The sequence below is a fragment of the Priestia abyssalis genome, assembly GCF_002019595.1.
GTDB lineage: Bacteria > Bacillota > Bacilli > Bacillales > Bacillaceae_H > Bacillus_BA > Bacillus_BA abyssalis.
Genome location: NZ_KV917369.1, coordinates 5,551,186 through 5,570,958, shown reverse-complemented (window position 1 = coordinate 5,570,958; position 19,773 = coordinate 5,551,186). Strand labels below are relative to the sequence as shown.

General features: G+C 39.0%; 15 protein-coding genes and 1 rRNA gene. 7 read left to right on the top strand and 9 right to left on the bottom strand.

Annotated features, from left to right (window positions below; genetic code table 11):
- Positions 1 to 200 precede the first annotated feature (200 nt).
- The 9 genes from BK575_RS26655 to dnaA form a co-directional block, all read right to left on the bottom strand.
- Positions 201 to 1,750 (bottom strand): 16S ribosomal RNA (locus tag BK575_RS26655).
- Positions 1,751 to 2,000: 250 nt separating this feature from the next.
- Positions 2,001 to 3,062 carry an HD-GYP domain-containing protein gene (locus BK575_RS26650; protein WP_235867521.1) on the bottom strand — a complete coding sequence of 354 codons (1,062 nt, stop codon included), beginning with the start codon at positions 3,060 to 3,062 and terminating at the stop codon, positions 2,001 to 2,003.
- A gap of 157 nt (positions 3,063 to 3,219) precedes the next feature.
- Complete coding sequence (gene gyrA, locus BK575_RS26645) at positions 3,220 to 5,706, bottom strand: DNA gyrase subunit A (RefSeq protein WP_078414526.1); 2,487 nt, start codon at positions 5,704 to 5,706, stop codon at positions 3,220 to 3,222.
- 95 nt (positions 5,707 to 5,801) lie between these two features.
- Positions 5,802 to 7,724 (bottom strand): DNA topoisomerase (ATP-hydrolyzing) subunit B, encoded by a 1,923-nt coding sequence (gene gyrB / locus BK575_RS26640; protein WP_078414525.1) that lies wholly within the window; start codon positions 7,722 to 7,724, stop codon positions 5,802 to 5,804.
- 50 nt (positions 7,725 to 7,774) lie between these two features.
- Positions 7,775 to 8,005 carry an extracellular matrix regulator RemB gene (gene remB / locus BK575_RS29650; RefSeq protein WP_235867446.1) on the bottom strand — a complete coding sequence of 77 codons (231 nt, stop codon included), beginning with the start codon at positions 8,003 to 8,005 and terminating at the stop codon, positions 7,775 to 7,777.
- A 6-nt stretch (positions 8,006 to 8,011) separates the two neighbouring features.
- The gene (gene recF / locus BK575_RS26630; RefSeq protein ID WP_078414524.1) at positions 8,012 to 9,130 is read right to left on the bottom strand and encodes a DNA replication/repair protein RecF; all 1,119 of its coding nucleotides are present in this window, start codon (positions 9,128 to 9,130) and stop codon (positions 8,012 to 8,014) included.
- 13 nt (positions 9,131 to 9,143) lie between these two features.
- Entirely contained in the window at positions 9,144 to 9,359 is a 216-nt protein-coding gene (yaaA, locus tag BK575_RS26625) for a S4 domain-containing protein YaaA (RefSeq protein WP_078414523.1), read from the bottom strand.
- Positions 9,360 to 9,466: 107 nt separating this feature from the next.
- Positions 9,467 to 10,603 (bottom strand): DNA polymerase III subunit beta, encoded by a 1,137-nt coding sequence (gene dnaN / locus BK575_RS26620; protein ID WP_078414522.1) that lies wholly within the window; start codon positions 10,601 to 10,603, stop codon positions 9,467 to 9,469.
- Between the two features lie 193 nt (positions 10,604 to 10,796).
- Positions 10,797 to 12,137, bottom strand: coding sequence for a chromosomal replication initiator protein DnaA (gene dnaA, locus BK575_RS26615; RefSeq protein ID WP_078414521.1), 1,341 nt, complete (start codon positions 12,135 to 12,137; stop codon positions 10,797 to 10,799).
- 673 nt (positions 12,138 to 12,810) lie between these two features.
- Between dnaA and rpmH the strand changes: the two genes are divergently transcribed.
- The 7 genes from rpmH (at position 12,811) to rsmG (ending at position 19,470) form a co-directional block, all read left to right on the top strand.
- Entirely contained in the window at positions 12,811 to 12,945 is a 135-nt protein-coding gene (gene rpmH / locus BK575_RS26605; RefSeq protein WP_028395838.1) for a 50S ribosomal protein L34, read from the top strand.
- A 254-nt stretch (positions 12,946 to 13,199) separates the two neighbouring features.
- The gene (rnpA, locus tag BK575_RS26600) at positions 13,200 to 13,577 is read left to right on the top strand and encodes a ribonuclease P protein component (protein WP_078414519.1); all 378 of its coding nucleotides are present in this window, start codon (positions 13,200 to 13,202) and stop codon (positions 13,575 to 13,577) included.
- 87 nt (positions 13,578 to 13,664) lie between these two features.
- Positions 13,665 to 14,438 (top strand): YidC family membrane integrase SpoIIIJ, encoded by a 774-nt coding sequence (gene spoIIIJ / locus BK575_RS26595; protein WP_078414518.1) that lies wholly within the window; start codon positions 13,665 to 13,667, stop codon positions 14,436 to 14,438.
- Positions 14,435 to 15,058, top strand: coding sequence for an RNA-binding cell elongation regulator Jag/EloR (jag, locus tag BK575_RS26590; RefSeq protein WP_078414517.1), 624 nt, complete (start codon positions 14,435 to 14,437; stop codon positions 15,056 to 15,058). Before spoIIIJ ends, jag begins: the two co-directional genes overlap by 4 nt.
- Positions 15,059 to 15,418: 360 nt before the next feature.
- Positions 15,419 to 16,807, top strand: coding sequence for a tRNA uridine-5-carboxymethylaminomethyl(34) synthesis GTPase MnmE (mnmE, locus tag BK575_RS26585; RefSeq protein ID WP_078414516.1), 1,389 nt, complete (start codon positions 15,419 to 15,421; stop codon positions 16,805 to 16,807).
- 15 nt (positions 16,808 to 16,822) lie between these two features.
- The gene (mnmG, locus tag BK575_RS26580; protein WP_078414515.1) at positions 16,823 to 18,715 is read left to right on the top strand and encodes a tRNA uridine-5-carboxymethylaminomethyl(34) synthesis enzyme MnmG; all 1,893 of its coding nucleotides are present in this window, start codon (positions 16,823 to 16,825) and stop codon (positions 18,713 to 18,715) included.
- Positions 18,716 to 18,753: 38 nt separating this feature from the next.
- Positions 18,754 to 19,470 (top strand): 16S rRNA (guanine(527)-N(7))-methyltransferase RsmG, encoded by a 717-nt coding sequence (rsmG, locus tag BK575_RS26575; protein ID WP_078414514.1) that lies wholly within the window; start codon positions 18,754 to 18,756, stop codon positions 19,468 to 19,470.
- Positions 19,471 to 19,773 lie beyond the last annotated feature (303 nt).

Sequence of the window (19,773 nt, the reverse complement as noted above, 5' to 3'; positions counted from 1 at the left end):
TCATTGACAAAGGATTTATGTTTAGAAAAGTTTTCACTTTCCTCAGCTATTACTGTTATCTAGTTTTCAAGGAACAAACATAGCAAGAGATAAAAAATATCTTATGCAAGATAAGATAAGTTATTCATCTCTATTTTGAGAGAATGAACTCTCAAAACTGAACAAAACGTTTCGTCAACGACTCTTGTAAAAATCCTTAGAAAGGAGGTGATCCAGCCGCACCTTCCGATACGGCTACCTTGTTACGACTTCACCCCAATCATCTACCCCACCTTAGGCGGCTGGCTCCTTACGGTTACCTCACCGACTTCGGGTGTTGCAAACTCTCGTGGTGTGACGGGCGGTGTGTACAAGGCCCGGGAACGTATTCACCGCGGCATGCTGATCCGCGATTACTAGCGATTCCGGCTTCATGCAGGCGAGTTGCAGCCTGCAATCCGAACTGAGAACGGTTTTATGAGATTAGCTCCACCTCGCGGTCTTGCGACTCTTTGTACCGTCCATTGTAGCACGTGTGTAGCCCAGGTCATAAGGGGCATGATGATTTGACGTCATCCCCACCTTCCTCCGGTTTGTCACCGGCAGTCACCTTAGAGTGCCCAACTAAATGCTGGCAACTAAGATCAAGGGTTGCGCTCGTTGCGGGACTTAACCCAACATCTCACGACACGAGCTGACGACAACCATGCACCACCTGTCACTCTGTCCCCCGAAGGGGAACGCTCTATCTCTAGAGTTGTCAGAGGATGTCAAGACCTGGTAAGGTTCTTCGCGTTGCTTCGAATTAAACCACATGCTCCACCGCTTGTGCGGGCCCCCGTCAATTCCTTTGAGTTTCAGCCTTGCGGCCGTACTCCCCAGGCGGAGTGCTTAATGCGTTAGCTGCAGCACTAAGGGGCGGAAACCCCCTAACACTTAGCACTCATCGTTTACGGCGTGGACTACCAGGGTATCTAATCCTGTTTGCTCCCCACGCTTTCGCGCCTCAGCGTCAGTTACAGACCAGAAAGCCGCCTTCGCCACTGGTGTTCCTCCACATCTCTACGCATTTCACCGCTACACGTGGAATTCCGCTTTCCTCTTCTGCACTCAAGTTCCCCAGTTTCCAATGACCCTCCACGGTTGAGCCGTGGGCTTTCACATCAGACTTAAGGAACCGCCTGCGCGCGCTTTACGCCCAATAATTCCGGACAACGCTTGCCACCTACGTATTACCGCGGCTGCTGGCACGTAGTTAGCCGTGGCTTTCTGGTTAGGTACCGTCAAGGTACCAGCAGTTACTCTGGTACTTGTTCTTCCCTAACAACAGAGCTTTACGACCCGAAGGCCTTCATCGCTCACGCGGCGTTGCTCCGTCAGACTTTCGTCCATTGCGGAAGATTCCCTACTGCTGCCTCCCGTAGGAGTCTGGGCCGTGTCTCAGTCCCAGTGTGGCCGATCACCCTCTCAGGTCGGCTACGCATCGTTGCCTTGGTGAGCCGTTACCTCACCAACTAGCTAATGCGCCGCGGGCCCATCTGTAAGTGATAGCCGAAGCCATCTTTCAACCAAGGACCATGTGGTCCTCGGTGTTATCCGGTATTAGCTCCGGTTTCCCGAAGTTATCCCAGTCTTACAGGCAGGTTGCCCACGTGTTACTCACCCGTCCGCCGCTGACTTCAGGGAGCAAGCTCCCATCTGTCCGCTCGACTTGCATGTATTAGGCACGCCGCCAGCGTTCGTCCTGAGCCAGGATCAAACTCTCCGAAGAAATGTTTGACTTGCTCATAATAAAATAGAATTAACGTTGACGTTTTTTGTTTTGTTCAGTTTTCAAAGAACTTTTTATCTCAAAGCGACCCTTTAATATTAACACCATTCATCTTGTATGTCAACATTTTTTATCCCCCGTTATAGGAGATTAAAAGTTTCGCTGCTGACTTTTAATATAATATCAGTGCTATTAAGAAAATGCAACATCTTTTTTAAGAATATATAAAAACCATGCCTCTGCATGGTTTTTATATCACCTCATCAATATGCAAATCTACGTGTTGCAATAAATTAATAAATTCGTGATCCTCATCCATTCTAATTAACGGTCTTATTGGGTTTTGCGGATTAATAAAAACAATTTCACCTTTCTTGTTATTAGTCAACCTTACCTTCGTTCCAATTGAAAAGTTACTAATAGATCGAACCAAGGTATCTATGTATTGTATATCAAACTTCCCAAAGCTGTCCTGCATCATTTCTTCTAATACCTTAAAAGGGGATTGTTTTTTTCTATATATCCGCTCTGAAGTCATAGCATGATAAACATCCGCCACAGCGAGAATTTGACTAAAAGGGTGAATTTTAGTTTGATCGATCTTAAATGGGTATCCGCTTCCATCTAAACGTTCATGGTGTTGTAAAATGGCTAACTTACTTTCGTGGTTTAATGTGGAAATGTTTTTAGTCATCTCATAACTATAGACGGGATGTTTTTTTATCACTTCATATTCATCAGGAAGCAGCGCTCCCTTCTTTAAAATAATGCTCGGATTAATTTTACACATGCCGCAATCAATTAAAAAACCGGCTATAGATAGCTGGATACACTCTCCTTTTGACAGCCCAATTTGTCTGCCTATCAAATTAGCAATTAAACTCACTGCCACCGGGTGCTGATACATATATTCTTCCTTTGTGCTAAAGTGATGAAGCAAAAAAATTTGATGTTCATTTCCATCAATATGCTCTAATAAAGGAGGCAGCAATTCTCTAATTTTACTAATTTGAATAGCAGATCCTCTTTTCCAACTGAGATACATTTCCTTATATTCTTTAATTATTTCTAAGTAACGGGAAATAAAAGACAATTTTCCACTCTCATCTAGATAATGTTTTCCAGATGTACCCAGGCTTTGCTCGACATGCACATCATGTTTTTCTACCTTAACATCCTTTATCAAATAGGCTTGTAAAACCCGAATTAGTTCGTTAGTTAACAAGTTATTTTTACGGATAATTACTTGATCTTGGTTTACAATGACATCCTCTAACAGTCTATATCCCTCTTGCAGCTTATTCACTGGCACGTTCAATGCTAGTCCCCCAAAAGTGAAATTTATCGAATTGATTCTCTTCTTTATTTTACCAAATCACTTTAGGGAACGCTAATTCATTTTTATTTTCATAGCAATCAAAATCATAAAAAAAGAAGAGGGCTTAGCCCTCTTCTTTTTTTATGATTTTTTATTCTTCTGTTACACTCTCTGTTTCTTCTAATTCTTCTTGGTCCCCATCTTCTATTTCTTCTGGCTGCACCTTTGCTACAGTAGAGACATACTCACTCTCGTCCAATCTAATCACTTTAACACCTTGTGTATTGCGTCCCATCTGTGAAATATCTTGTGAAGATATTCTAATTAGTACTCCATTAACGGTAATGACCATAATATCATCATCAGAGGTAACAGATTTCAAAGCAACGACTGTGCCATTTTTCTCTGTGATGTTGCATGTCTTTAACCCTTTTCCTCCACGAGATTGAAGACGATATTCAGAAGTTGGGGTTCGTTTTCCATATCCATTTTTCGTCACAATTAAAATATCTTCTTGTTCTTCTGAAATTTCCATTCCAACGACTTCGTCGTCTTCATCCAATGTAATACCTTTAACTCCCGTTGCTGTTCGTCCCATCGCACGAACGTCCTCTTCAGCAAATCTTATCAGCATACCTTGCTTCGTTCCGATAATAACATCCTTCGTTCCGTCAGTCATTCGGACGGATATCAGCTCATCATCCTCTTTTAAACCAACGGCAATTAACCCGCTCGTACGGATATTTTCAAAGGAAGACAACGTTGTTCTCTTGGAAATCCCTTTTTTGGTAGTAAAGAAAAGGTAGGAATCTTCATTGAACACTTCTACAGGAATGATTGCATTTACCCATTCTCCCTTTTCAACTTCCAGTAAATTAACAATTGGCAATCCTTTAGCTGTTCGATTGTATTCTGGAATTTCATACCCTTTTGTACGGTACACCTTCCCTTTATTTGTAAAGAATAAAATAGTATCATGAGTCGAGGTTGTTAATAGCTGTTCAACAAAATCATCTTCATTCGTATTCATTCCCTGTATACCTCTGCCACCGCGTTTTTGGCTGCGATAAGTTGATACAGGAAGACGCTTAATATAGCCATTATGGGTTAAGGTAATGACAATATTTTGGCGAGGAATTAAATCTTCATCCTCTATGGTTTCTATTCCGCCCATGACAATTTCAGTTTTTCTCTCATCATTAAACTTATCTTTAATCTCTCGGAGCTCTTCCCGAATGATTTCAAGAACTTTTTCCTCATCAGCTAAAATCGCTTTTAACTCTGCGATTAATTTTACTAGTGATTGATATTCATCTTCTATCTTTTCGCGCTCTAAACCTGTCAAACGTTGCAATCGCATATCAAGGATAGCCTGCGCTTGTTTCTCAGATAAAGAAAATTGGGTCATTAATCCTTCTTTCGCTATCTCTGTGGTTTGGGATTTCCGAATGAGCGCAATGACTTCATCCAAGTGATCTAAAGCAATACGCAACCCTTCTAAGATATGGGCTCTCGCTTCTGCCTTTCTAAGTTCAAATTCTGTCCGTCGGCGAATGACTACAATTTGGTGGTCTAAATAGTGCTTTAAACATTGTTTTAGGTTTAATACTTTTGGTTGTCCCTCTACAAGAGCGAGCATGTTAATGCCAAAGCTTGTTTGAAGAGCTGTTTGTTTATACAAGTTATTTAATAAGACATTAGCATTGGCATCACGTCGAACCTCAATTACAATTCGCATTCCATTACGATCCGATTCATCCCGCAAATCGGTAATACCTTCAATCTTCTTATCACGCGCGAGCTCTGCGATTTTTTCAATCAATCTCGCCTTATTCACTTGATATGGAAGCTCATTTACAATGATAACTTGTTTTCCATTGCTTTTCTCTTCAATTTCTACCTTCGCTCGTAAAGTAATCGAGCCTCTTCCTGTTTCATAAGCCCTACGAATTCCGCTTCTTCCAAGAATCTGCCCTGCTGTTGGAAAGTCTGGACCTGGGATATACTCCATTAATTCACCAATAGTGATGTCTGGATTCTCGCTGATTGCCAGCACCCCATCAATCACTTCTCCTAACTGGTGAGGAGGTATATTGGTTGCCATTCCTACGGCAATCCCGGAAGAACCGTTTACAAGTAAATTAGGGAATCTGGCTGGCAGTACAACAGGCTCTTTTTCTGATCCATCATAGTTATCTTGATAATCAATGGTGTCCTTATTGATATCCCGTAAGATTTCCATCGATATTTTTGACATTCTTGCTTCTGTATAACGCATAGCCGCCGCCGCATCTCCATCGACAGAACCAAAATTTCCATGGCCGTCCACCAACATGTAGCGATAGCTAAAATCTTGAGCCATCCTCACCATCGTATCGTATACAGCCGAGTCACCGTGTGGGTGATACTTACCGATTACTTCTCCAACGATACGGGCTGATTTTTTATATGCTTTATCTGCTGTCATGCCAAGATCATTCATGGCATATAAAATACGTCTGTGTACCGGTTTTAGTCCATCCCTTACATCTGGCAGGGCACGGGATACAATAACACTCATAGCGTAATCCAAAAATGATGATTTCATTTCCTGACTAATATTAATCTCTTTAACTTGGGAATTCTTCTTTTCTTCCATATGGGAGAACCTCCTTTACGAAGTTCATTTTAGAATAGGTTTAATAAACTTATATACGTAAAGACAGGATAGAAGCTTCTATCCTGCATTTATTTTTAAATATCTAGGTTTTTTACATACTTAGCATTCTCTTCGATGAAATTTCTTCTTGGTTCTACTTTATCACCCATCAGAATTTCGAATGTTTCATCTGCTTCAATGGCATCTTGTAAATTTACTTGAAGTAAAGTTCGTGTTTCGGGATCCATCGTTGTTTCCCATAACTGTTCTGGATTCATTTCCCCTAAACCTTTATACCTTTGAATACCTGGCTTTTGATTCTCGGAGAAAGTACTCAAAATACTCTCTAACTGCCGGTCATTATAAGCATACTCTACTTTTTTGCCTTGAGAAATTTTATACAGAGGGGGCTGGGCGATATAAATATAGCCGTGCTCAATAATTTCTCTCATATAACGGTAGAAGAACGTCAATAATAAGGTGCGAATATGGGCTCCATCTACATCCGCATCTGTCATAATGACTACTTTATGATAACGGGCTTTTCCGATGTCAAAGTCTTCGCCAATCCCTGTACCAAGTGCTGTAATAATAGTTCGAATCTCATTATTAGATAAAATTTTATCTAAACGAGCTTTTTCTACGTTGATAATTTTCCCGCGAAGAGGGAGAATGGCTTGGAAATGACGGTCACGTCCTTGTTTAGCTGACCCTCCGGCAGAGTCACCCTCTACTACGTACAATTCACTGATAGATGGATCTTTTGAAGAGCAGTCAGCTAATTTTCCAGGTAAATTCGAAATTTCCAATGCACTTTTGCGACGAGTCAGTTCTCTTGCTTTTTTGGCGGCAAGTCGCGCTCGCGCTGCCATAGTTCCTTTATCAATGATTTTTTTAGCGACAGCAGGATTTTCTAACAAGAATTTTTCAAATTGTTCAGCAAAGACAGAATCCGTAATCGTGCGGGCCTCGCTATTACCGAGTTTCGTTTTCGTCTGCCCTTCAAACTGAGGATCTGGATGTTTGATAGAAATGATAGCTGTTAATCCTTCACGTACATCTTCACCCGTCAAGTTAGCATCACTCTCTTTAAACACATTGTGCTTGCGCGCATAATCATTGATCACACGCGTTAAAGCTGTCTTGAAGCCTGCTTCGTGGGTTCCGCCTTCATACGTATGGATATTATTAGCAAAAGAGTAAATATTACTTGTATAGCTGTCGTTATATTGGAGAGCAATTTCCACTGAGATATGGTCCTTTTCTCCCTCCATGTAAATCGGCTCTTCGTGAACGACCTCTTTAGAGCGATTTAAATGCTCGACATAAGACTTAATTCCGCCCTCATAATAGTATTCATTTCGCTTATCCTCTACTCGCTTATCTTCAATGGTAATTTTAATCCCCTTATTCAAGAAAGCAAGCTCACGCAAACGATTTGCAAGAGTATCATACTCATACTCTAATGTTTCCGTAAAAATTTCACCATCAGGCTTAAAATGGGTTTTTGTCCCCGTTTGATCCGTTTCACCGATTACTTTTAAATCTCCAGCCGGCACACCGCGTTCGAATTTCTGGTAATGAACATGCCCCTCACGCTTAACATATACTTCTAAATAAGTAGACAACGCATTAACAACTGAAGCGCCGACACCATGCAATCCTCCAGATACCTTATAACCGCCGCCGCCAAATTTCCCACCTGCGTGAAGGACTGTCATGATAACTTCCACCGCTGGTCTGCCCATTTTTTCATGGATGCCAACGGGAATTCCACGCCCATTATCCATTACGGTAATACTATTATCTTCTTCAACTATTACATTGATTTCATCGCAATAGCCTGCCAATGCTTCGTCGATACTATTATCAACGATTTCCCAAACAAGATGATGCAATCCTTTTGCGCTAGTAGATCCAATATACATACCAGGACGCTTACGAACTGCCTCTAAGCCCTCCAGCACCTGAATTTGATCAGCTTCATATGATGGGTTTTGGATTTCCTTTTGATCCATTGCCAACTGTATCACCTACACTTTTTATTAAAAACCACTTACAGTAGTTATTATTTCATAAATGTATATAATCTCTTCTTGAGCGTTTGCGACGCAAAAGGAGAATAGTAAATAGTATGGGGTGTGACCACAACTGATTTTATATTTTCCATATCTACACCCTTCGATAAGGAGAGTGAGGTCTGATTATCCGTAGAAGATAAAAAAACATGTTTATCTAGAATGGCTACAATATCTTTCCCTTGAATAACGAGGTCTTCACCGATATATATAAGCAACATCCCACCTCATTTAAGCTTTTTAATCTCTCCTGAAACCACCTTATACGTGGCCGCTTGCTTTAATGTATCATGATTGATTCCATCAATACTAGTTGTTGTGACAAATGTTTGGACTTTCCCTTGAATGGTATTTAACAAATGGGATTGACGGTAATCATCCAACTCGGATAATACATCGTCTAGCAATAAGATGGGATATTCTCCGATCTCTGAATGAATAAGTTCAATTTCAGCTAGCTTTAACGACAACGCTGTTGTACGTTGCTGCCCTTGCGACCCAAATGTCTGTACATCTTTATCATTCACATAAAATACTAGATCATCTCGATGGGGACCTGCAAGGGTTACTCCTCTATCGATTTCTCTACTCTTAATCTTATCAAACTTTTCTTGATATGCTTCTATCATTTTCGACAACTCTTCATTTTCTGATACATCAATTGAGTTTTTATACTCAATTTTGAGGGTTTCAATTCCTCGGCTGATTCCTTGATGGATTGGTTCCGCCCATTTTTGAAGAAGTTGGAGAAATTCAAATCTCTTTTTCAAAATTTTAGCTGCAGCTTCACTTAATTGCATAGTCAGTACATCAAGCAAGGCTTGATCTGATTGCTTTCTTAGCTGCAGCTGTTTTAAATATTGGTTGCGTTGATGCAAAATCTTTTGGTAGCGTGTTAAGTCATGCATATAGACAGGGGAAACTTGACCAATCTCCATATCGATGAAACGTCTTCTTACCTGCGGACTCCCCTTCACTAGATTCAAATCTTCGGGAGCAAACATAACGGTATTCATAGCTCCTACATACTGACTCAACTTTTGTTGCTCTATATAGTTGTGCTTAGCCTTCTTCCCTTTTTTTGAAATGACTAACTCTAATGTAAATGGACCGCTTTTCCGCTCCAGACCCCCTGTAATCTTTGCATATTCTTCATCCCACTTAATCAGCTCTTTGTCATTGGATGTGCGGTGGGACTTTGCCATAGAAAGCACAAAAATGGATTCCATAACATTTGTTTTTCCTTGAGCATTTTCTCCTAAGATTACGTTCACCTTATTTTCAAAAGTAAGTTCTGTTTTTTCGTAATTACGATAGTTAACTAATGCAAGATTTTTTATATACAAACCATCACCAACTTTAGCCTACCACAATAAATGAACCTATGTTCGGAATAGATATCTCATCGTTCGGCTTCAACTTTCGGCCGCGGCGGTTATCCTGCTCCCCGTTCACGTAAACTTCATATTCGCTTAAGAACCATTTGGCCATCCCGCCTGTTTGAATGACATCAGCCAGTTTTAGAAATTGACCTAACGTAATCGTTTCGGTAGAAATCTGGATTTGTTTTGTCATGTTCTTCTCTCACTTTCAAATCGTGTATCTTATTACATTTTACTAAATAAAACGATGAAAGAAAAGAAAGCTACTAGAACCTTTGCTAGCAGCTTTCTTTAAATCCTTTAATAAGTACGTACAGGCAGGATGAGCTGAAGCATAGAATCATCTTCTGCCGCTCGGATTACAAATGGTCTCATAGCCCCTGTAAAATTGATATGGATTTCCGAACCTTCTAACGCCTTTAATGCATCTAACATGTATTTCGCACTAAAAGAAATTTTCAATTCCTCTCCCTCGATTGATGTACTTTGAACTTCTTCAATAACTTTCCCAATTTCAGGAGAATTAGAAGAGATTTCAATAACACCTTCCGGTAAGGTAGTAAGTTTCACTACGTTATTTCGACCTTCTCTCGCTAATAAGGACGCTCGGTCAATAGACTGTAAAAACTCCTTAACATTCAAGGCGACGATTGTTTTGCTCTCAGTTGGAATCAAACGAGATGTATCAGGGTAATTCCCGTCAAGTAAGCGTGAAAAGAATAAGAGATGCTTTGTTTTAAAGAGAACTTGATTCTCTGTAATAACAATATCGACCAAATCATTGGAATCATCCAAAATTTTGCTGAACTCGCCTAGACTCTTCCCTGGAATGACCACATTATATTGAGCATCATTTTCCGAATTGATAGTAGCCTTCCTTAAGGCAAGACGATGACTATCCGTGGCAATACACGTCAGCTGCTTTCCATCTACCCTCCAGTTTACACCTGTCAATATAGGACGTGTTTCTGAGGTGGACACTGCAAATACAGTTTGTCGAATCATGTTTTTTAATAAATCCGCAGGAATCTTAAAAATATTTTCTTCTTCAATTTGAGGCAAGTGTGGATATTCTTCTGCATCCAGACCGTTTAAATTAAACTCGGCTTTGCCTGAACGAATAACTGTGGAAAAGTGACTTTCAACCTCTATTTGCACAGTATCTTTTGGCAATTTTTTAACGATTTCACTGAAAAAACGGGCTGGAAGCACTATGCTTCCGCTTTTTTCTAATTCAACAATCTCTTTTCCATCATCTTCTCGAGGAATGAAAGATTCAATTGAAATATCAGAATCACTTCCTGTTAATGTGACTCCTTCTTCTGAAGCAACTATTTTTATTCCCGTTAAAATTGGAATAGTTGTTCTTGACGATACAGCTTTCATTACATCTTGAACACTTTGAACTAAATAATCTTTTTGGATAATAAACTTCATAAAAGTTCCTCCCTAACTTAAGAGTTGAAATGAGAGATACTATTTTTTTATAGTAAAAGGTAGTATTAGTAGTAATAATGCTTGTGGAAATGTGGATAACTTGTTTTATCGCTTGAAAACACAGTCTATCCGCCTGTGGACAGACTGTGTATAAAATATTTTTCTTATTCACATTATCCCGAAAGAGTTGTAATTACTGAAGAGAGTCTGTAATCTCCTTAATTTGTCTTTGCAATTGACTATCTGTTTGAATGAGCTTTGATATTTTTTCATGCGCATGAATAACGGTCGTATGATCTCTTCCTCCAAATTCTTCTCCAATCTTAGGAAGAGAGCAATCAGTGAGTTCACGAGATAAGTACATAGCAATTTGACGCGGGAAAGCCACTGATTTTGTTCTTTTTTTTGCTTTAAAATCTTCCAATTTTACACTATAGTGTTGCCCTACAATTCGTTGAATCTCTTGAATCGTAATGACTTTTGGCTTGGAGCTTGGAATGATATCTTTTAATGCCTCAGCAGCAAGATCTGCATTGATATCTTTATTAATAAGTGAAGAATACGCTACTACACGAATAAGGGCGCCCTCTAATTCTCGAATATTGGAATCAATTTGGTTTGCGATATAAAGCATGACTTCATTCGGAATGACTAATCCATCAGCCTTAGCCTTTTTCCTCAAAATAGCGATACGAGTTTCTAAATCGGGAGGAGTAATATCGGTAATTAAGCCCCATTCAAATCGAGAACGGAGACGATCTTCCAAAGTAGGAATCTCTTTTGGCGGCCGGTCACTGGAAATCACAATCTGTTTGCTCTCTTCATGAAGCGTATTAAATGTATGGAAAAATTCTTCTTGTGTCTGTTCTTTTCCCGCCAAAAACTGAATATCATCAATTAGGAGAACATCAACGTTTCGATATTTATTCCTAAATTCGACAGCTTTATTGTCACGAATGGAATTGATAAATTCATTTGTGAATTTTTCTGAAGATAAATAAACAACTTTTGCTGAAGGATTATGATCAAGTACATAATGACCGATAGCATGCATTAAATGTGTTTTCCCTAATCCCACTCCCCCATATATAAATAAAGGGTTATATGCTTTTGCAGGAGCTTCGGCAACAGCTAAAGAAGCGGCATGGGCAAAACGGTTTCCAGACCCGATGACAAACGTATCAAATGTATATTTTGGATTGAGCATACTTTGAGGGAGTTCGTTTGCCTCTTCTTTTTTAATCTTTTTTCTAGGAGTTTGGATTTCGAACTCTTCTTCTGCTTGATTTTGGGGAATAATGAACTTCACAGCTAACTCTTCACCGGTCAGATCATACAGGGTTTCCGATATTAAGTTGGAATATCTAGACTCCAGCCAGTCCCGCGCAAAGTCATTTGGAGCCGTAATAATGAGCATGTCGCCCTGGAGAGAGTGGGCTTTTGTAGATTTAAGCCATGTTTCAAAGCTAGGTTTGCTCAGCTTTTTTTCAATTTCCCCTAAGGCTTTATTCCATAAATCTGAAATGTTCTCCAATGCATTCCCTCCTTACATCTCTATATTTATTACAATTTGTACAACTTTTGTACAACGCTGAATTATCGATGAATAATATTCTGAAAATCTGATATTGTTTAGATGTGAATAAATATATATTATAGAAGAAAGATGACTATTCGACAGTATCCACAATTTAAAGAATCTTATTTATAAACAGCATGAATATAATGTCCACATTTTATCCACAGTTTGTGGATAAAATTGTGATGTGGAAAAGTTGTTAAGAGTGAAAACAAAAATATAATATCAAAGAAAACCAATAGTTGCAATGAATTTTAAAAACTTATCCACAAGCACTACAAGTTGTGGAGAAAAGTTTTCCACAACACCATATAATGTGTACCACTTGTCGATAAAGGTTGTGGATTGTAAAAAATGTCGAAAAAACTTATCCACAAATGCGGTTTTTAAAGCATATATTGCAAAAAAACTACTGGGATAAATCCTTGTAGAAGATATGCTGAAGGAAAAAGAAAACAAAAACTTTAGAAAAATGATTTGAAAAAAGATAGAAATTCTGATATTCTGTAACATGGGTTGAATAGTTTTTTGACCTTTTTTTGTTGTTGGAGATTGACATATAGAGGCATTTTTCATTATAATTTTCAAGACTGTCTTTTTCAGATATTCCTCGGGGAGGTGTTTATAGATGAAACGCACTTATCAACCAAATAAACGTAAGCGCAGCAAAGTACACGGTTTCCGTAGCCGTATGAGCACTGCAAATGGACGTAAAGTTTTAGCACGTCGTCGTCGTAAAGGAAGAAAAGTATTATCAGCGTAGGCCACTGAAACGTCAGTGGTCTTTTTTTTCAACTTTATAGGTAATTCTAAAAGGAGAGTATCACCTTTTTGGATGAGTGCTGATGTCTCGGATCTAGTGCCTGGCCTATTGTAGAACAGATGAGTCCTCATAAGTTAGAAATGGGGGCCTCTGTTTTCTTCCGAAGTTGACTAGGGCGCTTTTACTTTCCTATTCACCTCCTAATTACATAGCTTAGATACTTAAAAGCTGAAAAAGAACAGGAGATGTTAAAAATGAAGAAAGAATATCGTATTAAGAAAAATAAAGAATTTCAAGCAGTATTCAAAAATGGACAATCCTTTGCGAATCGTCAATTTGTTGTTTATGTGATGGACCAGCCAGAACAAGTACATTTTCGGGTAGGGTTGTCTGTGGGTAAAAAAATTGGGAATGCGGTCACTAGAAATCGAATAAAACGCCTTATTCGTCAGGTGATTTTTGAATTTTCTCCAGAATTAATTCAGAATAAAGACTACGTTATCATTGCAAGAATGCCGGTAGCCGATATGGCATACGAAGAAGTGAAAAAGAGCCTGGCACACGTTTTACGAAAGGCCAAGGTTCTAAAAAAACAACATGTTCAATTAAAAGGAGAAACTAAACATAATTAGCTTTTTATTGTTTTTAGATTGAATCCTTATATAATGTATTTAAAAATGAAGTTATCTTAAATCTTAGAGGGAAAGAGGAGAGTTCATATGAAAAAGAGGCTGTTATTTGGCTTGTTACTTGTACTTTTAGTCTCATTCATGGCTGGTTGTACACAGGTTAATGAACCCATTACTCCTGAGAGTAAAGGATTTTGGAATGAATACGTAGTATATCCGCTTTCTATGGTGATTATTTATTTTGCGGAGTTGTTTGGCAATAGTTATGGTTTATCCATTGTGATTGTTACTATTATTGTTCGTTTAATTTTATTGCCATTGATGATTAAGCAGACAAAAAGCTCAAAAGCAATGCAAGCGCTTCAACCTGAAATGCAAAAGCTAAAAGAAAAGTACAGTTCAAAGGATGCAAAAACTCAACAGAAATTACAGCAAGAAACCATGCAACTCTTTCAACAACATGGGGTCAATCCACTTGCTGGATGTTTACCGTTAATTGTTCAAATGCCTATTTTAATTGGGTTTTTCCATGCTATTACCCGTACGGAAGAAATTGCAAGCCATAACTTCCTTTGGTTTGACCTGGGGGAAGCGGATCCATTTTTCATTCTTCCGCTTGTTGCAGGTGCCACTACATTCATTCAACAAAAAATGATGATGGCTGGAACCGAAAATCAAAATCCGCAAATGGCAATGATGCTATGGTTAATGCCAATTATGATTATTATTTTTGCCATCAATTTCCCTGCTGCGCTGTCATTGTATTGGGTAGTAGGAAATATTTTTATGATTGTTCAAACTTATTTTATCAAGGGACCTGAATTAAAAGCAGTGGTCCGCGAATCGGGTGGAACGAAAAAGTGAATAAAGTAACCGCTGAAGGTCAAAATGTAGAGGAAGCTGTCAAAAATGGATTAAGTATATTGGATATTTCCCGAGATGAAGCGATGATTCGTGTGGTAGATGAAGGGAAAAGAGGATTTCTTGGATTATGGAAGTCACGTCCTGCTGTCGTGGAAATCCAAAAAGTAATCAATCCGATTGAAGAGGCTGCTCATTTTCTTAAGGCAGTTGCAAGTGAAATGGGTATACATGTTCACATTGAGATTTCACAAAAAGGAAAGCAATATGAATTCCATTTAAGCGGAGAAAACATAGGTGTTCTTATTGGAAAAAGAGGACAAACACTTAATGCTCTAGAATTATTAACCCAACTAGCAGCTAATCGTTATGCTAACGAATATTTAACTATTACTTTAGATCCTGAGGGATATAAAGAACGCAGAAGAGAAACATTAGAGAATTTAGCGAAAAAATTAGCTGCACAAGTATCTAAAACATCCGAAAAAGTGGTTCTTGAACCCATGCCGGCCCATGAACGAAAAATTATTCACCAAACGTTAAAAAATCATCCTTTAATTAGAACTTCCTCTATTGGGGAAGGCGCAAAACGAAAAGTAGTCCTTGAACCTATTATACGTTAAAAAGCTTCGGGCATGCCTGAAGCTTTTTTTATTTGTTTTTTTATAAGGCTTTTTTCTATAAGATTGTTGCTTTTGCTTTTGGGGTGTAGAAGAGAAGAATATAATTGTTATTCACATGTTGATAAGTTACAATAATGATTGCTGTTTTAAGATAAGGGTGTGAATAAGTGTCGTTTATTACATCAAGGGCCTGTTTCTTCTGTTTAAATATGAAGTGTGATATGCTAAGAAGTTAGGAATAGCATATATTTTTTGTTTTCATTTCCGTAAAAATGTAAACGATAATAAATAAGGAAAAATAGAGGAACTGTTATCGTTTGAATAAATATTGTCACGTTACTGAAAAGGGGTGAAGAAGAGATGTTAGATTTTGATACAATTGCGGCCATTTCGACTCCAATGGGTGAGGGAGCTATCGCCATAGTGCGTTTAAGTGGTGAAGAAGCTATATCTATTGCTAACCGTATTTTTAAAAGTCCCTCCGGAAAGAGTCTGTTAGAGGTTCCATCCCATACGATTCATTATGGCCATATTGTAGATCCACAATCGAATCAAAAAATTGAAGAAGTGATGCTTGCGCTTATGAAGGGGCCTAAAACTTTCACGCGTGAAGATGTGGTCGAAATCAACTGCCATGGCGGATTGGTATCCGTCAATCGTGTTTTACAATTAGTATTAACAAATGGGGCGCGTTTAGCTGATCCTGGAGAGTTTACAAAGCGGGCTTTTTTAAATGGAAGAATCGATTTGTCTCAAGCGGAAGCTGTAATGGACTTAATTCGCGCCAAAACAGATAAGGCGATGAATGTTGCCCTTAATCAGATGGAAGGGCGTCTATCGAATTTAATCCGCAAGCTTAGACAAGAGATTTTGGAAACATTGGCGCACGTGGAAGTGAATATTGACTATCCTGAATATGATGACGTTGAAGAAATGACTCATACTATGCTGGTGGAAAAGGCAACAAAAGTAAAGAGTGAAATCGAAAAGCTGTTACGAACATCTCAACAGGGGAAAATTTTACGCGAAGGCCTAGCGACAGTGATTGTAGGTCGTCCTAATGTCGGTAAATCTTCTCTTTTGAATAGTCTCGTTCATGATACAAAAGCCATTGTCACAGATATACCAGGGACAACGCGCGATGTGATTGAGGAGTACGTAAACGTAAGAGGGGTACCATTGAGACTAGTCGATACAGCAGGTATTAGGGAGACGGAAGACATTGTCGAGCGTATCGGGGTCGAACGTTCTCGTCAATATTTAAAGCAAGCCGATTTAATTTTACTTGTTTTAAATTATCACGATATCTTAACAAAAGAAGACGAACAACTTTTTGAAGCAGTACAAGGGATGGATTTTATTGTCATTGTCAATAAAACAGATCTTTCCCCTAAAATTGATATGGATAGAGTGAAGGAATTAGCAGGAAATCATCCAATCGTGACCACCTCGTTATTAGAAGAAAGAGGTATTGATGAACTTGAAGAGGCCATTGCTTCTTTATTTTTTGAGGGATCTGTTGAAGCGCATGATTTAACGTATGTTTCTAATACTCGTCATATTGCGCTGCTTACTCAGGCTAAAAAGACCATTGAAGAAGCGTTGGCGGGAGTGGAGAACGGTGTGCCAATCGATATTGTACAAATTGATTTAACAAGAACGTGGGAGCTGTTAGGTGAAGTGATTGGAGAAGCGGTTCATGAGAGCTTAATTGACCAGCTATTTTCACAGTTCTGTTTAGGTAAATAAAAAGGAGGTATATACATGAATTATCAATATGATGGAGGTAATTACGATGTCATTATCATCGGTGCCGGCCATGCGGGCTGTGAGGCTGCACTTGCTTCTGCCAGAATGGGAGCGAAGACATTAGTATTGACCATTAATTTGGATATGGTAGCATTCATGCCCTGCAATCCTTCCGTGGGTGGGCCTGCTAAAGGGATTGTAGTACGGGAAATCGATGCCCTTGGCGGAGAAATGGGAAAAAATATTGATAAAACCCATATTCAAATGAGAATGTTAAATACGGGAAAAGGTCCGGCAGTTCGTGCGTTACGTGCTCAAGCGGATAAATTTTTATATCAGCACGAGATGAAAAAAACATTAGAGCATGAACCAAATTTAACATTAATGCAAGGAATGGTAGAACATCTTGTAGTAGAAGATGGTGTGTGTAAAGGCGTAATCACACAAACAGGTGCGAAATATACAGCTAAAGCGGTTGTTATTACGACAGGAACATTTCTTAGAGGAGAAATCATTTTAGGACAACTAAAGTACTCCAGCGGGCCAAACAATCAGCAGCCATCTATTAAGCTGTCCGAACACTTGCAAGAACTTGGATTTGAACTAGCGCGGTTCAAGACAGGTACACCTCCTCGTGTCAACAGCCATACCATTGATTATAGCAAGGCAGAAATTCAACCAGGGGACGAAATACCTCGTGCGTTTTCATATGAAACCACAAAATATATTACTGATCAGCTTCCTTGCTGGTTAACTTATACAAGTGAAAAAACCCATCAAATCATTGATGAGAATTTGCATCTTTCACCTATGTATTCAGGGATGATTAAAGGGACGGGGCCGCGTTATTGCCCATCTATTGAAGATAAAGTGGTGCGTTTTAATGATAAACCGCGTCATCAGATTTTTCTTGAGCCAGAAGGGCGAAATACGGAGGAAGTTTATGTACAAGGTCTTTCTACCAGCTTACCGGAACATGTACAGCGCCAAATTCTTTCCACTATTCCTGGACTTGAAAATGTGCAAATGATGCGTGCGGGATACGCAATTGAGTATGATGCTATTGTTCCGACTCAACTATGGCCAACATTAGAAACAAAAGTAGTGAAAAATCTTTATACAGCTGGCCAGATTAATGGGACATCCGGGTATGAAGAGGCAGCTGGCCAAGGATTAATGGCTGGAATTAATGCTGCTTGTAATGCATTAGGGAAAGAAGAAGTCATTTTGGGACGTTCGGATGCCTATATTGGAGTTCTGATTGATGACCTAGTGACGAAAGGGACAAATGAGCCATATCGTCTATTAACTTCTAGAGCGGAATACCGATTATTATTACGTCATGATAATGCTGATTTACGCTTGACAGATATTGGCCATCATCTTGGGTTGATTTCTGAAGAACGTTACGGTCGATTTTTAGCTAAGAAAGAACAAATTGAGCAAGAGAAAGAGCGGTTGCAATCCACTATCATTAAACCAACTGCTGAAGTGCAGCAATTGATTCGGGAGGCAGGCGGAAGCGAGCTAAAAGATGGTATTCGCGGTATTGATTTATTGAAACGCCCTGAAATGACATATGAACATATACGCCAAATGATTCCGGCCGACGAAGATATCTCTGAAGATGTAGCAGAGCAAGTAGAAATTCAAGTAAAATATGAAGGATACATCCAAAAATCACTTCAGCAAGTAGAACGTTTAAAGAAGCTTGAAGATAAAAAGATCCCAGAAGATATTGATTATGAAGCTATAAACGGTTTGGCAACAGAAGCGAAACAAAAGCTAAAGCAAGTAAGACCGTTGACTGTAGCTCAAGCATCACGTATTTCAGGTGTAAATCCGGCCGATGTTTCTATCCTGTTGGTATATATTGAACAAGGACGTATTGCTAAAATTTCTGGATAACCTAATGGGAAGTAATGAAATAATGAAAGGAATTTCTAATGAATAAAGAACAATTTAAGCAACTCCTTCAAGCGAAAGGAATTGAACTTTCGAATGAACAGCTGGAACAATTTGATTTGTACTATGAGACGTTAGTAGAATGGAACGAGAAGATGAATCTGACAGCTATTACGGATTATGAAGAAGTATTAGAAAAACACTTTTTTGATTCAGTGTCTCTTGCTTTTTCGTTTGACCTTGCGGAAGTCGGGCATATATGTGATGTAGGAGCGGGAGCAGGATTTCCAAGTATTCCTTTAAAGATTTGTTTTCCTCACTTGCAAATAAGTATTGTAGATTCATTACAAAAACGGATTACTTTCTTATCTCATTTGGTAGAAAAACTGCAGTTGCAGAATGTTCATTTATACCATGACCGTGCAGAAACATTCGGGAAAAACCCGGCTCATCGTGAAAGCTTTGATTTAGTTACAGCAAGAGCTGTCGCAAGAATTTCCGTATTAAATGAGTTTTGTTTACCTCTTGTAAAGGAAAAAGGAATGTTCATTGCCATGAAAGGTGCTACTGCTTTAGAAGAGCTGGAAAAAGGAAAAAAATCGATGAAGTTATTAGGCGGAGAACTTCAATGGGTCGAGCAATTTTATTTGCCGTTCGAAAAAAGTGAACGACATATCGTCGGGATAAAAAAAGTGCAAAAAACGCCTAAAAAATACCCGAGAAAACCAGGAACTCCTCTTAAAATGCCAATTGAATAAGATAAGGGAAACCAGGGGAGCATTTAAGCTCAAAAGACGATATCAGAGCCTGAGGGAGCCGGAACATTATAATCTTAATCTAAAAGGCTGACTCGTGCGTCCTATGGTCCAAAACTTCTGCATAGACCACTATACTATTTTAAAATGCAGAAGCAACAGAATAAAGGCAAGGATTCATAAACGAAGAAATCCCCGGTTTATCTTTTTTACCTAACAAAAGGAGCATACATCAATGTTTCATATGAAACATTGGTGTACTCTTTCCATTTTCTTTGGACAAAAAGCAGGAAATGGAGTGTAAAT

Excerpts from the sequence above, each read along its gene's own strand:
- gyrA (WP_078414526.1), bottom strand. The coding sequence starts at position 5,706 with ATGGAAGAAAAGAAGAATTCCCAAGTTAAAGAGATTAATATTAGTCAG.
- gyrB (WP_078414525.1), bottom strand. The coding sequence starts at position 7,724 with ATGGATCAAAAGGAAATCCAAAACCCATCATATGAAGCTGATCAAATT.
- remB (WP_235867446.1), bottom strand. The coding sequence starts at position 8,005 with ATGTTGCTTATATATATCGGTGAAGACCTCGTTATTCAAGGGAAAGAT.
- yaaA (WP_078414523.1), bottom strand. The coding sequence starts at position 9,359 with ATGACAAAACAAATCCAGATTTCTACCGAAACGATTACGTTAGGTCAA.
- dnaN (WP_078414522.1), bottom strand. The coding sequence starts at position 10,603 with ATGAAGTTTATTATCCAAAAAGATTATTTAGTTCAAAGTGTTCAAGAT.
- rpmH (WP_028395838.1), top strand. The coding sequence starts at position 12,811 with ATGAAACGCACTTATCAACCAAATAAACGTAAGCGCAGCAAAGTACAC.
- rnpA (WP_078414519.1), top strand. The coding sequence starts at position 13,200 with ATGAAGAAAGAATATCGTATTAAGAAAAATAAAGAATTTCAAGCAGTA.
- spoIIIJ (WP_078414518.1), top strand. The coding sequence starts at position 13,665 with ATGAAAAAGAGGCTGTTATTTGGCTTGTTACTTGTACTTTTAGTCTCA.
- mnmE (WP_078414516.1), top strand. The coding sequence starts at position 15,419 with ATGTTAGATTTTGATACAATTGCGGCCATTTCGACTCCAATGGGTGAG.
- mnmG (WP_078414515.1), top strand. The coding sequence starts at position 16,823 with ATGAATTATCAATATGATGGAGGTAATTACGATGTCATTATCATCGGT.
- rsmG (WP_078414514.1), top strand. The coding sequence starts at position 18,754 with ATGAATAAAGAACAATTTAAGCAACTCCTTCAAGCGAAAGGAATTGAA.